Genomic DNA, 14552 nt, shown 5'->3' with positions numbered 1-14552 from the left:
TCCGGATGATGGGTGAAAACATAAAGGGTAGAGGACTCGGACCGATGTCGATTTTGTACGACGAAGGACAACAGGCGATCGCCACCGAATCGCGCCGCATATTGGAAGCGCGCGTGCACAAGGACGATCTGCTCCCGCTGCTCCAGACGAGCGGGCGCTATCACGAAGCCTTCTGGGCCACCGCAAAAGAACAGGGCTGGACCGCGCTGGCCTTGCCGGAAGCCTATGGCGGCCTTGCGCTCGGCCTCGTCGAACTCGGGCTGATCGCGCACCAGGCGGGCCGCACGCTCAGCGGCGCACCCTTTCTGACCTCGAATTTCGGTGCGGCAAAAGCGATCGAGCTGTACGGCAGCGATGATCAGAAACAGCGCTGGCTACCGGGCCTGGCAAGCGGGGACGTCATCGGGGCGGTCGCGATTGCTTCGGGGCCTGACGCCCTGCCCGCCCATCCCAAGGTCACACTGACCGATGACCGGCTCGATGGCGTGAAGGACGGCGTTTCGGGTGCATTACATGCCGACGTTGCCATCGTCTTCGCCAATGGCCCGGGGATGCCGGTGCTTGCCCTTGTCGATCTTGCCAAGGTCGAAAAGACGGCGATCGACAGCTTCGACAACAGCCGCTGCCTCGCCGACCTGCATTTTTCTCATACGCCCGCCGAGACGCTCGTCAGCGGAAGCGCCGCGCGCGCGGCGGCGCTGCACATTCTGGCATTGCAGGCCGTCATCACCGCGCACGAACAGACGGGCGGCGCCGAGGCGCTGATGGAAATCGCGCGCGATTATGCCGTAACGCGCAAGGCCTTTGGGCAGCCCATCGGCGCCTTCCAGTCGATCAAGCACCGCATCGCCGAACTCTACGGCCTCGTCGAACTCGCGCGCGCCAATTGCATCCACGCGGCCTCGCGCGAGGGGCAGAGCGACTTCGTGACGGCGGCCGCCGCGGCGCGGCTTTCGGCGACCGAAGCCTATGACACCGCCGCGCGCGATTGCGTGCAGATCCACGGCGGCATCGGCGTGACCTGGGAAATCGGCCTGCACCTTCATATGCGCCGCGCTCGCACCCTGGCGCTCGAACAGGGAAGCAGCCTGTTCTGGGAAGATATATTGGTCGATCGCCTGGCAGGAGAAGCAGCATGAGCGATCTCGAAGCCTATCGCGCGAAGGCCGCAGCCTGGTGCGAATCCGTCGCGCCAACGTTCGGCAAGGCGGCCCGCAAGGGCCTGAGCGTCGAAGAGGATCTCGCGCTCGGACGCCGCTATCAAAAGGCGAAATTCGATGCGGGCTTCGCCGGCATCAACTGGCCTACCGACCTCGGCGGACAGGGCCTTGGCCATATCGAGAAGATCACCTTCGAAGCCGAGGAGATGAAGCACGGCTTCCCCAACGTCTATTTCGGCATCTCGCTCGGCATGCCGGTGCCGGTGCTGATGCAGTTCGGCTCCGACCGCGAATTTGTGAAGGAGCGCGTGCTCAAGGCGCTGCAGGGCGAAGAAATCTGGTGCCAGCTCTTCTCCGAACCATCGGGCGGCACCGATCTTGCCGGCCTGCGCACGCGCGCCGAAACCGATGGCAACGGATGGAAGATTAACGGCCAGAAAGTCTGGACGAGCTGGGCGCAATATAGCGACTATGGCGTCATCGTCGTGCGCACCGACCCGACCGTCGCCAAGCACAAGGGCCTTACCTGTTTCTGGGTCGACATGAAGGCGCCCGGCGTCACCGTGCGCCCGATCAAGCTCGCCGGCGGCGACAGTCACGTCAACGAAGTCTTCTTCGACGATGTGAAGATCAGCGACGACCACCGCATGTCTCCGGTCGGCGGCGGCTTCTCGGTCGCGCTCGCGACCCTGATGATCGAACGCTATGTCGCAACCGACAGCGCCGGATTCGGCCCGCACCTCGACCTGTTCGTCGATATGGCGAAAGACCTGATGATCAATGGCCGACCGGCGATCGAGGATGGCCGCATCCGGCAGCAGATCGCCCGCAACTATGCGATGCGTTCGGGACTCGATTCGATCAATGTCCGCGCACGATTGATGATGCAGGCGGGTATGACGCCGGGCCCCGAAGGCTCGCTCAACAAGCTGGTTGCGGTGCGCTCGCGCCAGAAGCTGTCCGAACTCGCGATCGACCTGCAGGGCGTCGGCGGCTTCCACTTCGACGAGCATGCCTCGCCCAAGGACGATTGGGCAGCGAGCTGGATCAACGCGCCGACCGGCCGCATCGCCGGCGGATCGGACGAAACGCTGCTCAACACGATCGCCGAGCGCATCCTCGGCCTGCCGCAAGACCATCGCCCCGACAAGGGCGTCCCCTTCAACCAGATTCCAGCCTGAGGAGCCTCCCCATGAAACTCGATTCCTCGACCGCGGCCGTTGTCACGGGCGGCGCGTCCGGTCTTGGCCGCGCAACCGCCGAAGCGCTTGCCGCCGCGGGTGTGAAGGTCGCGATCTTCGATATCAACGACGCGCTGGGCGAAGAGGTGGCGCAATCGATCGGCGGCCTGTTCGTCCATGTCGATATCACCGACGAACAGTCGGTTCTCGACGGCTTTGCCAAGGCGCGCGCCGCTCATGGTCAGGAACGCATCGCGGTCCACTGCGCGATGACGTCGCGCCGCGGCAAGACGCTCGCCTATGACAAGGAAACGGGCAAATTTCGCCGGACCCCAACCGCGGATTATGAATATGGTGTCGCGGGCATATTGACCGCAAGCTACCGCATCGGATCGATCGCGGCCGAAGGCATGGCGACATTGCCCGAACTGGAAGACGGCGAACGTGGCGCAATCATCTTCACCGCCTCGGTCGCGGCGCAGGACGCACAGATCGGTCAGGTCATCTACGGGTCGGCCAAGGCCGGGGTAAACGGCCTCGTCCTGCCGATGGCGCGCGATCTGATGGACCTCGGCATCCGGGTCAATTCGATCATGCCCGGCGTGTTCGGTACGCCGCTGCTCGGCAATATGAACCCCAAGGTCAAAGAAAGCCTCGAAGCGTCGGTCCCCTTCCCCAAGCGGCTCGGCAAGGCCGAGGAATATGCCAGCCTGGCGATGGAAATGATCCGCAACACCTATTTCAACGGCCAGGCCGTCCGCCTTGACGGCGCGATCCGCATGGCCCCTCGGTAAACCTCGGGGTGGCCGCATGGCCCCGCGTCAAGACTTTCAAAAAAAGGAACATCATCATGGCCGAAGCCTATATCATCGACGCCGTCCGCACCCCGCGCGGGATCGGCAAGCCCGGCAAGGGCGCGCTGTCGCATCTTCACCCACAGCATCTCGCCGCGACCGTCCTCGCCGCGATCCGCGACCGCAATCATCTCGACACGGCAACGGTCGACGATATCGTGTGGTCGACCTCGTCGCAGAACGGCAAGCAGGGCGGCGACCTTGGCCGCATGGCGGCGCTGTCGGCGGGGTACGACACCAAGGCCAGCGGAACGACGCTCGACCGCTTCTGCGGCGGCGGCATCAGCTCGGTTAATTTCGCCGCCGCAAGCGTGATGAGCGGCATGGAAGACTGTGTCATCGCCGGCGGTACTGAGATGATGAGCTACACCACCGCCTTTGCCGCCGAGCAGGCGAACGCAGGGCTGCCGCCGCGCCTGATGGGATCGGGCCATGAAGCGCTCGACGAAATCCACCCGCAGTCGCACCAGGGCATCTGCGGCGACGCGATCGCGACGATCGAAGGCATCAGCCGCGAAGCGCTCGATGCGCTCGCGCTCGTCAGCCAACAGCGCGCCGACAGGGCGATCAAGGAAGGCCGCTTCAACAAGTCGGTCGTGCCCGTCCTGAACCCGGACGGCAGCGTTGCGCTCGACCATGAAGAGTTCCCGCGCCCCGAAACCACCGCGGAGGGCCTTGCGTCACTCAAGCCCAGCTTTGCTGCGCTCGCCGATTTCGACATGGGCGGCGGCTTCACCTTCCGGAAGCAGATCAACCGCCGCTATCCCGACCTTGAAATCCAGCATTTCCATCATGCAGGCAATTCGTCGGGCGTTGTCGACGGCGCCGCCGCGATTTTGCTGACATCCAAGGATTATGCCGACAAGCATGGCCTGAAGCCCCGCGCCCGCGTCGTCGCCTATGCCAATATCGGCGACGATCCGACGCTGATGCTCAACGCCCCGGTTCCGGCGGCCAAGAAGGTGCTCGAAAAAGCGGGACTGACCAAGGACGACATCGACGTCTGGGAAATCAACGAAGCCTTTTCGGTGGTCGCCGAAAAGTTCATCCGCGACCTCGACCTCGATCGCGAAAAGGTGAACATCAACGGCGGCGCGATGGCGCTCGGTCACCCGATCGGCGCGACCGGTTCGATCCTGATCGGCACCGCGCTCGACGAACTCGAACGCTCGGGTGGCCGCTATGGCCTCGTCACCATGTGCGCCGCGGGCGGCATGGCACCGGCCATCATCATCGAACGCATCTAAGACAATCATCGTCATTGCGACCCCGGCGAAAGCCGGGGGAAGCAATCCAGGGCGGTTTACGCCCCCCTGGATTGCAGCGTCCCCCGGATCAAGTCCGGGGTCCTCGCAATCACGATGCAGGCATGGGAGACACGACATGGCCGGACCCCTGAAGGGCATCAGGATCATCGAATTTGCAGGGATCGGTCCCGGCCCCTATTGCGGGATGATGCTCGCCGACCATGGTGCGGAGGTGATCCGCATCGATCGTCCCGGCGGTTTCATGGACCCGCGCGATCCGCTGTCGCGCAACCGCACCTCGATTGCGCTCGACATGAAAAATCCCGATGCGGTCGCGATCGCCCGTGACCTTTGCAAGAGCGCCGACGGCATCATCGAAGGCTATCGTCCGGGCGTCATGGAGCGGCTGGGGCTCGGCCCCGATGTGCTGCTCGCCGACAATCCCAGGCTTGTTTACGGACGCATGACCGGCTGGGGCCAATATGGCCCCTATTCGCAGGCGGCCGGACACGACATCAACTATATCGCGCTGTCGGGCGTCCTCCATACCGTTGGCCGCGCGGGGGAAAAGCCGGTGCCGCCGGTCAATTATGTCGGCGATTTCGGCGGCGGCGGCATGATGCTGGCCTTCGGCATGGCAAGCGCGCTGCTGCACGCCGCGAAGACCGGCGAGGGTCAGGTCATCGACTGCGCGATGACCGACGGGTCGGCATTGCTCGCGGGGATGAGCTGGGGCTTCTATGCCATGGGCCGGCTGCGCGACGAGCCCGGGGTCAACATGCTCGATACCGGCGCCCATTTTTACGACACCTATGCTTGCGCCGACGGCAAGTTCATCTCGATCGGCTCGATCGAGCCACAATTCTATGCCTTGCTGCGCGAAAAGACCGGGCTCGACGCCGATCCCGCCTTCGATGCGCAGATGGATCCGTCGCAGTGGGGACCGCTCAAGGACAAGCTGACCGCGCTGTTCGCGACCAAGACGCGCGACGAATGGTGCGCGCTGATGGAAATGACCGACGTGTGCTTTGCCCCCGTCCTCTCGCTCGCCGAGGCGCCGCAGCATCCGCACAATGTCGCGCGCGAAACCTTCCTCTCGGTCGGCGGCGCCACCCAGCCCGCCCCTGCTCCGCGCTATTCGGCGACGAAGGCCGACACGCCGCGTCCCGCTCCGGCGGTGGGCGCAGACGGCGACGCCGTGCTTGCCGCGCTCGGCTACGACGCCGAGCGGATCGCCGCGCTGCGCAGCGGAGGCGCGGTCCGCTGAACCGATGCGGCGACCGGGCGCCGATCCGCGCCCGGCAACGCCATCTGCAACTTGCCAGAACAGACCGCGGGGCATAGCCTGTGCGCGGTACAGGAGACGTGATGATGGGCGAATTTCTGAGTGTCGAGCGGCGAGGAAAGATCGCCATCCTGACGATGATCAAGCCCGAGAGCATGAACGCGATCGGCACCCATGCCGACTGCGACGATATCGTCGATACTCTTCGCGCGCTGGGCGAGGATCGCAGCGTCAGCGCGATCATCCTGACGGGCAGCGGCAAGGCATTCAGCGCCGGCGGCAACCTCAAGTCGATGCAGGATCGCAAGGGGATCGGCGTGCTCGACCAGCCCGATTCGACCCGCGCCAATTATCGCCGCGGCGTGCAGGCGGTAATCCGCGCGCTGATGGATTGCGAAATCCCGATGATCGCTGCGGTCAACGGCCATGCCGTCGGCCTCGGCTGTGACCTTGCCTGCACCTGCGACATCCGTATCGCGGCGGAGAGCGCCAAATTCGCCTGCTCCTTCATCAAGGTCGGCATCGTCCCCGGCGACGGCGGCGCCTGGCTTCTCCAGCGCGTGCTCGGCTATCCGCGCGCGGCCGAACTCTTCCTGACCGGCGACCGCTTCGATGCGCAGACGGCAAAGGACTATGGGCTTGTAACCGAAGTCGTCCCCGACGCCGAACTGCTAGACCGTGCAGTGGCGATCGCCGAGCGTATCGTGTGTAACCCCCCGCGCGCGCTGCGGCTTACCAAGCGGCTGCTCCGCGAGGCGCAACACAGCCGGATGAGCGACATCCTCGAACTCAGCGCCGCCTATCAGGCCATCGTCCACGAAACCGCCGACAACCGCGAGGCGATCAACGCCTTCGTCGAAAAGCGCCCACCCGTCTTTACCGGAGAATAGCCATGATCGCCGACCGCGTCCTGCCGCTTTCGGGCATCCACAATTTCCGTGACTATGGCGGCTATGCGGTCGAGGATGGCGGGCGGCTGCGGCAGGGCCTGCTCTGGCGTTCGGCGCACCATGAACAGGCGACCGACGCGGATCTGGGCGCGGTCGATGCGCTGGGCCTCGAAACCGTGATCGACCTGCGCGGCGACGATGAGCGCGAAATGCATCCCTGTCGCCGCTCGGACAATTTTTCGGCGCGCGTCCTGTTTGCGGGCGGCGTCACCGCCGGCCTGGCACCGCATCTTCAGGCGGCGGGCGGCGCGATCGATGTCGAGACGGCACGGGCGCGAATGATCGACACCTATGCCGGCATGCCCTATCGCTCGGCGCTCGTCGCGACGCTGCGCCTCTATCTGGCGGCGCTCGCCGAATATGACGCGCCCAGCCTGGTGCACTGCGTCGCCGGCAAGGACCGCACCGGCTTTGCGGTCGCGATCGTCCACCGGCTCGTCGGCGTGCACGAAGATGACCTGATGCACGACTATCTGCTCACCAACACGGCGGGCAAGATCGAGGAACGTATCGCGCAGGGTGCCGCACACATCCGTGCCCGCTATGGCGCCGAGATCAAGGACGAGGCGGTGCGCGCGCTGATGTCGGTCAATCCCGCCTATCTCGACGCCGCGCTGGCGACGGTGCGCCGCGATCATGGCGATATTCCGAGCTATGCCGAGGCGGTGTTGAATTTCACCCCCGCGATGCGCGAAGCCCTGATCGACAAGCTGGTCGTATAGTTCCTTGCCTCAAGGGCGGATTATTCGCCCTTCACCAGCACGCCGCCCTTCACGACCGCGGCCACATGCTCAAGCCGGGTCACATCGGTGAGCGGGTCGCCATCGACCGCGATGATGTCGGCGTAGCGACCGACCGCGATCGCGCCGAGGTCGTTCGTCATGTCGAGCGCTTCGGCGCCGCTGACCGTCGCGGCGCGGATCGCCTGGAGCGGGGTCATCCCCCACTCGACCATCTTTGCGAACTGCTTGCCGTTATCGCCGTGCGGATAGACGCCGGCATCGGTGCCGAACAGCATCCGCACCCCCGCCTTCACAGCGCGCTGGAAGGTCTGGCGCTGGGCAAGGCCGATCGCCTTTTCCTTGTCGAGGCTTTCCTGTTCGGTGCCGTTGGCGGTCCCGGTCGCGAGGATATAATCGTCGTTATAGATATCCATGTCGAACCAGGTCTTGTGCTCGATGGCGAGCTTGATCGCCGCATCGCTCGCAAGGCTGGCATGTTCGATCGTGTCGATGCCGGCAAGGATCGCCGTCTTGATCCCGTCGTCGCCATGCGCGTGCGCCGCGACCTTCAGCCCCAGCATATGGGCCTCGTCGGCAATCGCCTTCATCTCGTCGAAGGTCAGTTGCTGTGCGCCGACGCTGTCGCCGAGCGAAAAGACGCCGCCGGTCGCGCAGATCTTGATGACGCGCGCGCCATATTTGTGCAGCCAGCGCACCTTCGCACGCGCCTCTTCGGGGCTGTCGATCACCGACGCCTCCTTGCGGTCCATCGAGGGCGGCAGCCCGCCGCTGTCGCAATGGCCGCCGGTCGCGCCGATCGCCCACCCCGCCGGAATGATGCGCGGCCCCAGAATGAAACCGCCCTCGATCGCCTGCTTCAGCCCGACATCCTCGAAATCGGCGGAGCCGACATTGCGCACGGTGGTGAAGCCCGCGTCGAGTACCTTCTTCGCGTTGGCGACGCCGACGACGGTCCAGAAGCTGTCGGTGTAGCGCAGTCCCTGATAGCCGCCGACTTCGGCGAGCGAGGTCAGATGGACGTGCATGTCGATGAGGCCGGGCAAGAGGGTGCGATCACCGAGGTCAATCTGCCGGACGTCGGAGCCCCAGCGCACGGTGCGCGCATCGGCGATGCCGGTAATGCGGCCGTCGGGCCCGACGAAGATCGCGGGATGCTCGACGGTCTTGCCGGTCAGCACGTCGAGATAGCGCGCCGCGGTAATCACCGTCTTCTGCGGCGCCGCCGCGTCCTGCGCCGATGCCGCACCAACGACGAAAATCGCCGCGGCGCCGATCGCGATTCCCCGCAGAAAACTGACGAACTTCACACTGGATTGCATCACGCGTCCACCCTCTGTTGCTGCCCGCAGACTTGATGGCAAAAGGCGTCCGTGTAGGACAGCGAAAATTGCGTCAGGCGGCGATTTTATGCTGCGCAAGATAGGCATAGTCGGCGCGGCACGCGTCCGCGACGGCCTGGGCCTGAGGCAACAGCGGCACCGCCGGCTTGTCGGGCGCACCGAAGCCGGTGCTGGCGGCGACCGCATCATACCAATGCGAGGCCCATATGCCGTCGGTGGCGTGGATTCCGGGTTGCCACCGCAACATGGCGGCATCCCAGTCGATGCCGAGCGCTGCGCACAATTTCTGCAGCATCGCCTCCGGATCGCGCAATATGTCGGCGCTGTCGATCACCGGCGGCGCATGGCCGAGCCGGTCGGCCTCGCGGTCGAAAAACTCGACCTGACGCGCGGTGCCGAGATGGTCGGGGCGGACCATCACGCGCTTGGCCGCATAGCTCGCGACGACGCGCGCCGGGTCGCGGATCAGGAAGGCGTGGCGAAGGCCGGGCAGATCGTGATGCGCGATCGGGCCGACCATATGGTGCGCCATATGCTTCTGATACCAGATCGGCGTGGCGGCGGGATTCGGCCCCGACAGGGTGCGCGCGACGCTGTACCAGTCGCAGTCCATCGACGCCATGACCTGCTCCATCATCGGCTGCGGGTCGCCGGTTTGCCGCAGATAGGCACCGTAAAAGGGTTCGTCGGTGACGAAGCTGTCGGCGCGGCTGCCGAAACTGCGCATCATCGCGGTCGACAGGTTTCGCGGCCCCGACCACATGGAGATGCGGATGCAATCGGTCACGGTCGTCCCCGCGCCGCGATATCGGCCTCGATCAGCGCACGATAGAGGCGCTGCAGGCGCTCGACCATCGGCCCGCGCCCATCGGTCAGCGTGCGCCCGTCGATCGTATGCGCAGGCACGACGCCCGCAAAGGTGCCGGTCACGAACGCCTCGTCGGCGCCATAGACATCGGTCAGCGAGAAGTTCCGTTCATGGACCGCTATTCCGTTGTCGCGGCAGATACGGATGACGTTGCCGCGCGTGATCCCGCCCAGGCAATAATCGCCGGTCGACGTCCACACCTCGCCTTTGCGGACGATGAAGAAATGGGTCGAATTGCAGGTCGCGACGAAGCCGTGCGGATCGAGCATCAGCCCCTCGTCGGCGCCCGCCTGCGCCGCCTGGATGCAGGCGGTGATGCAGTTGAGCTTCGAATGCGAATTGAGCTTCGGATCCTGCACCGCGGGATCGCCGCGGCGGACATGGACGGTAAAGAGCGACAGTCCCTTTTCAACCGTCGCGGGCAGCGGATCCTTATGTTCGGCAATGATGACGATCGTCGCGGGCGAGACGACCACGCGCGGATCCTGATAGGGGGTCGAGCGGATACCGCGCGTCACCATCAGGCGGATATGGCATGCGTCCATCCGGTTGGCATCGATCGTGTCGTAGAGCCGCCGTTCGAGCGCTTTGCGCGAAATCCCGATGTCCATCGCGATCGCCTTCGCGCATTCCCACAGCCGATCGAGATGCTGGTCGAGAAACGCCATGCGGCCGCGGTGGACGCGGATCCCCTCCCATACTCCGTCGCCGAGCATGAAGCCGCTGTCGAACACCGACACGCTGGCTTCGGCGCGCGGAACGAGCGCGCCATTGACGTTGATGAGGATCGCGTCGTTGCGCGGATCGGGGACGAAGTCGTGCGTGCCGTGTGCCATCGTCGCAACCTAGCCGCTTGGCCGGCGCTGTCGAGCGGTCATGCCGGCCCGGCGCGCTCCGAACGCGCCCACCACGCGGCCGCCAGCGCGAAAGCCGCGCCGAGCAGGGTGCCGCCGAGGACATCGCTCGGCCAATGCACGCCGAGCATGACGCGCGACAGGCCGGTCAGGCCGATCATCAGCACCGCGAGGGTCCATGCTGGCCACCGCCATCGCGACGGCGCAAGCAGCGCCAGCGTCAGGTAGAGCGCCGCCGCGCTGGTGGCGTGGCCGCTGGGGTAGGAGGCGCTACTGACATGATCGAGATGCGCGATCAGGTCGGGGCGCGGGCGATCGAAGGCGGCCTTGAGCAGACTCGATGCGATGTTGGCGAACAACACCGCAGCCACGATCGCGAGCGCCGGACGCCGCCCGCCCCAATAGCGCACCGCCGCCACGATCAGGCCGACCAGCACCCAGCGCGGCGTGCCGCCGCCGATCCAGCTTATCGCCTGCATGAAGGCGATCAGTGGTGGGGGACCGGCGCCGTCGGGCCACGTAAAATGCCGCGCGATCGCGGCGTCGAGGGCCATGACATGATCGGCGCGAGTCAACAGGCCGAGCGCCAGCATCGCGATAGCAAGCATCACGACGATGACCGCCCTGTTCCGCAAGCGCGCCGGTGGTTGCGCCACGATCAGGCTTGCCTCATCCGGTCGGCGGCGGGCTTGCGCCATGCCTCGAGATAGGCGGCAAAACGGCGCAGTTGCTCGGTGCCGCCGTCGACGTCATTGTCCATCAGCCGCAGCACGCCCGGCCCCGGATCGGTGCGATAGGCGAGATAGAGTCCGTGCCGGAAACGCGCCCCCAATCCAACCGATACGGAGAGGTCGCCCGGAAGGCGATCGGCGCGGTCGACGAGAAGCTGAGTGATGTCGTGCGCATCGACCGACCCGATCCCGGCATCGTGCAGCAGATCGGAATAGAGGCGCCCGTTCTCGATCCTGGCCGCAACGCGCGCCGTGGCCGCCCGCCCCCCATGTCGCGCCGCATAGAAGAGGCAGCCGCATCCGCCCCCGATCAGCACGATCATATGCAACGGTACCAACGGATCGCGCCGCGGCGCCGGCGCCGGCCACAAGCCGCCGGCGAGAGGCACTGTCGGCGGCGGCGGGGCGTGGGCGTCGTCGTACATCAACCCGGCCACAAGGAAAGCCGCAACGGCAAAGGCAAGGAAGAGCAAGGCCTTCCCGCTATTGCCGCCGCGCGCAATGTGAAGGATCGACGGGTTCAAGCGCGATCAGATATGCAGCGCCCGCCCATAGGCGCCAAGCACCGCTTCGTGCATCGTCTCGCTGATCGTCGGGTGCGGATAGACGGTGTGCATGAAATCCTGTTCGACCAGCTCGGCGGTCTTGCCAACGGTATAGCCCTGGACCATCTCGGTCACTTCGGCGCCAACCATATGCGCGCCGAGCAGTTCGCCGGTCTTGGCGTCGAACACGGTCTTCACGAAGCCCTCGACCTCGCCGAGCGCGATCGCCTTGCCATTGCCGATGAAGGGGAAATTGCCGACCTTGACGTCATAGCCCGCTTCCTTGGCCTTCGCCTCGGTCAGCCCGACGCTCGCGATCTGCGGGTGGCAGTAGGTGCAGCCGGGGATGTTCTTCGCGTCCATCGGATGCGGGTGCGCGTCCTTGTTGCCAAGTTCCTTCGCGATCGCCTCGGCCGCGATGACGCCTTCGTGGCTGGCCTTGTGCGCGAGCCACGGCGGCGCGGTGACATCGCCGATCGCCCACAGGCCCTTCACATTGGTGCGGCAATAGGGATCGGTGTCGACATGCCCCTTCGTCGTTTTGACGCCGAGCGCTTCGAGGCCGATATTTTCGGTGTTGGGAATAATGCCGATGGCGACGATCGCGTGGCTGTAGTCGCCCGCCTGAACCTTGCCGTCCTTCGTCTTGATCTTCGCCGAAACGCCGTTCGCGCCCGCCTTCAACTCCTCGACGCCGGCGCCGGTCAGGATCGTCATGCCCTGCTTCTTCAGCGACTTTTCGAGGAAGCTCGACACGTCGGCATCTTCGACAGGAACGACGCGGTCGAGCATTTCGACGACCGTCACCTCGGCCCCCATATCATTATAGAAGCTCGCGAATTCGATCCCGATCGCGCCCGATCCGATGACGAGCAGCTTCTTCGGCATTTCCGGCGGGGTCATTGCGTGGCGATAGGTCCAGATGCGCTTTCCGTCGGCGGGCGCGAAGGGCAGGTCGCGCGCGCGCGCGCCGGTTGCAACGATGATATGCTTGGCGGTCAGCGTCTCGCTGCCTTTCTCGCCCTTCACCTCGACCTTGCCCGCGCCGGCGAGCTTGCCGTCGCCCATATGAACCGCGATCTTGTTCTTTTTCATCAGGTGCGTGACGCCCTGATTGAGCTGTTTCGCGACGCCTCGCGACCGCTTCACCACCGCATCGAGATCGGCGCTGATGCTGGCGGCGGCGAGGCCATAATCCTTGGCGTGGCTCATATAGTGAAAGATTTCGGCCGAGCGCAGCAACGCCTTGGTCGGGATGCAGCCCCAGTTGAGGCAGATGCCGCCCAGATTCTCGCGCTCGACGATCGCGGTCTTCAACCCAAGCTGCGCCGCGCGGATCGCCGCGACATAGCCGCCGGGGCCGGAGCCTAGAACGATGAGGTCGTAATTTTCAGCCATGTTACGCCACCAGTCCGAGCGGGTTTTCGACGATCTGCTTGAACGCCTGCATCAACTGCGCGCCGTCTGCGCCATCGATGGCGCGGTGGTCGAAGCTGCCGGTGGCCGACATCACAGTCGCGACGGCGAGCGCGTCGTCGACCACATAAGGCCGCTTCTCGCCCGCGCCGATCGCCATGATCATGCCTTGCGGCGGGTTGATGACTGCCTCGAACTGCTTGATGCCGAACATGCCCATGTTCGACAGGCTGGCGGTTCCGCCCTGATATTCGTGCGGCTGGAGCTTGCCTTCCTTGGCGCGGCCCGCAAGTTCCTTCATCTCGGTCGAAATCTTGCTGACCGACTTGTCGTCGGCGCCGACGATGATCGGGGTGATCAGGCCAGCCGGCACGCTGACCGCGACCGAGATGTCGGCGCGTTCGTAGCTGATGAGCTGATCGCCGGCGAAGCTGACATTGCATTTCGGCACCTGGATCAGCGCCTTTGCCAGCGCCTTGATCAGCAGGTCGTTGACGCTGAGCTTGACGCCCTGCGGCTCGAGTGCCGCGTTGAGTTCGCCGCGCAACTTGAGCAATTTGTCGAGCTGGACATCGACCGTCAGATAGATGTGCGGCACCTCCTGCTTCGACTGGGTCAGGCGGCGCGCGATCGTCTTGCGCATATTGCTGAGCTTTTCGGCGCTGTGCGGGATGTCGGTTTCGAACGGCTGCGCGGGGGCGGGCGCAGCGGCGGGTGCGGAGCTGGGCGCGGCCGCGCTTGCCGGGGCGGCGGTCGACGCAGCAGCGCCTTCGAGGTCGGCCTTGACGATGCGGCCGCCGGGTCCGCTGCCGGTCAGCGCAGCGAGATCAATGCCCTTGTCGGCGGCGATGCGCTTGGCGAGCGGGCTCGCCTTGATCCGCTCGCCCTGCGCGGCAGGGGTCGGGGCGGCGGTCGGTGCCGGAGCGGGTGCAGCCGCGGGAGCAGGCGCGGGGTCGGCCTTGGCGGCGGGCGCCGGTGCAGGTGCAGGCGTAGGCGCAACCTTGGCGCTGCCCGCATCCTCGTCTTCGCTGGCGATAACGGCGATCAGGGTGCCGACCTTCACATTGTCGGTGCCTTCGGGGATCAGGATTTGCGCGATCGTGCCTTCATCGACCGCTTCGAATTCCATCGTCGCCTTGTCGGTTTCGATTTCGGCCAAAAGGTCACCTGACTGGACGCTGTCCCCCTCCTTCACCAGCCATTTGGCGAGGGTCCCTTCCTCCATCGTCGGCGAAAGGGCGGGCATCTTCAGTTCAATCGGCATCGTCGCTTTTGTCCCTGTCAGTCTTGCAGGCGCAGGCCTGCCGCTACGGATTCGTCCTCGTCATAAGCGCATCGCGGGTCAAGGTCTATCGGGCGGAACTTGCCTTTCATACGA

At 65.2% G+C, this 14552-nt stretch carries 14 protein-coding genes; 7 read left to right on the top strand and 7 right to left on the bottom strand.

Going from position 1 to position 14552, the window contains the following annotated elements; translation table 11 throughout:
• Nucleotides 1-44: 44 nt before the first annotated feature.
• The 7 genes from P1IM2_RS16980 (at nt 45) to P1IM2_RS16950 (ending at nt 7399) form a co-directional block, all read left to right on the top strand.
• The gene (locus P1IM2_RS16980) at nt 45-1139 is read left to right on the top strand and encodes an acyl-CoA dehydrogenase family protein (protein ID WP_186403217.1); all 1095 of its coding nucleotides are present in this window, start codon (nt 45-47) and stop codon (nt 1137-1139) included.
• A complete protein-coding gene (locus tag P1IM2_RS16975; RefSeq protein ID WP_186403216.1) occupies nt 1136-2341 on the top strand; it encodes an acyl-CoA dehydrogenase family protein in 1206 nt (401 codons plus the stop codon). The genes P1IM2_RS16980 and P1IM2_RS16975 overlap by 4 nt, the downstream gene beginning before the upstream one ends.
• A gap of 11 nt (nt 2342-2352) precedes the next feature.
• The gene (locus P1IM2_RS16970) at nt 2353-3135 is read left to right on the top strand and encodes an SDR family NAD(P)-dependent oxidoreductase (protein ID WP_186403215.1); all 783 of its coding nucleotides are present in this window, start codon (nt 2353-2355) and stop codon (nt 3133-3135) included.
• Nucleotides 3136-3191: 56 nt separating this feature from the next.
• Nucleotides 3192-4442 (top strand): acetyl-CoA C-acetyltransferase, encoded by a 1251-nt coding sequence (locus P1IM2_RS16965; RefSeq protein ID WP_058811707.1) that lies wholly within the window; start codon nt 3192-3194, stop codon nt 4440-4442.
• Nucleotides 4443-4578: 136 nt separating this feature from the next.
• Entirely contained in the window at nt 4579-5709 is a 1131-nt protein-coding gene (locus tag P1IM2_RS16960) for a CaiB/BaiF CoA-transferase family protein (RefSeq protein WP_186403214.1), read from the top strand.
• A gap of 104 nt (nt 5710-5813) precedes the next feature.
• On the top strand, nt 5814-6617 hold the full coding sequence (locus P1IM2_RS16955; RefSeq protein WP_003051289.1) for a crotonase/enoyl-CoA hydratase family protein: 804 nt from the start codon (nt 5814-5816) through the stop codon (nt 6615-6617).
• Nucleotides 6618-6619: 2 nt separating this feature from the next.
• A complete protein-coding gene (locus P1IM2_RS16950) occupies nt 6620-7399 on the top strand; it encodes a tyrosine-protein phosphatase (protein ID WP_058811709.1) in 780 nt (259 codons plus the stop codon).
• Between the two features lie 20 nt (nt 7400-7419).
• Here P1IM2_RS16950 and P1IM2_RS16945 read toward each other — a convergent pair whose 3' ends face one another.
• The 7 genes from P1IM2_RS16945 to P1IM2_RS16915 form a co-directional block, all read right to left on the bottom strand.
• Nucleotides 7420-8739, bottom strand: a complete 1320-nt coding sequence (locus tag P1IM2_RS16945; protein WP_186403323.1) for an amidohydrolase family protein — start codon at nt 8737-8739, stop codon at nt 7420-7422.
• A gap of 73 nt (nt 8740-8812) precedes the next feature.
• On the bottom strand, nt 8813-9547 hold the full coding sequence (locus P1IM2_RS16940; protein ID WP_186403213.1) for an HAD family hydrolase: 735 nt from the start codon (nt 9545-9547) through the stop codon (nt 8813-8815).
• Nucleotides 9544-10464, bottom strand: coding sequence for an aminotransferase class IV (locus P1IM2_RS16935; RefSeq protein WP_186403212.1), 921 nt, complete (start codon nt 10462-10464; stop codon nt 9544-9546). The genes P1IM2_RS16940 and P1IM2_RS16935 overlap by 4 nt, the downstream gene beginning before the upstream one ends.
• Nucleotides 10465-10502: 38 nt before the next feature.
• Nucleotides 10503-11180, bottom strand: a complete 678-nt coding sequence (locus P1IM2_RS16930; protein ID WP_186403211.1) for a phosphatase PAP2 family protein — start codon at nt 11178-11180, stop codon at nt 10503-10505.
• A complete protein-coding gene (locus tag P1IM2_RS16925) occupies nt 11141-11737 on the bottom strand; it encodes a hypothetical protein (RefSeq protein WP_186403210.1) in 597 nt (198 codons plus the stop codon). Before P1IM2_RS16925 ends, P1IM2_RS16930 begins: the two co-directional genes overlap by 40 nt.
• A 6-nt stretch (nt 11738-11743) precedes the next feature.
• Complete coding sequence (lpdA, locus tag P1IM2_RS16920) at nt 11744-13156, bottom strand: dihydrolipoyl dehydrogenase (protein ID WP_186403209.1); 1413 nt, start codon at nt 13154-13156, stop codon at nt 11744-11746.
• 1 nt (nt 13157) lies between these two features.
• Nucleotides 13158-14438, bottom strand: coding sequence for a pyruvate dehydrogenase complex dihydrolipoamide acetyltransferase (locus tag P1IM2_RS16915; protein WP_186403208.1), 1281 nt, complete (start codon nt 14436-14438; stop codon nt 13158-13160).
• Nucleotides 14439-14552: the final 114 nt, after the last annotated feature.

The sequence above is a fragment of the Sphingopyxis sp. P1IMeth2 genome, from assembly GCF_900185685.1.
Lineage (GTDB): Bacteria > Pseudomonadota > Alphaproteobacteria > Sphingomonadales > Sphingomonadaceae > Sphingopyxis > Sphingopyxis terrae_A.
This window is presented reverse-complemented; position numbering and strand designations above follow the sequence as displayed.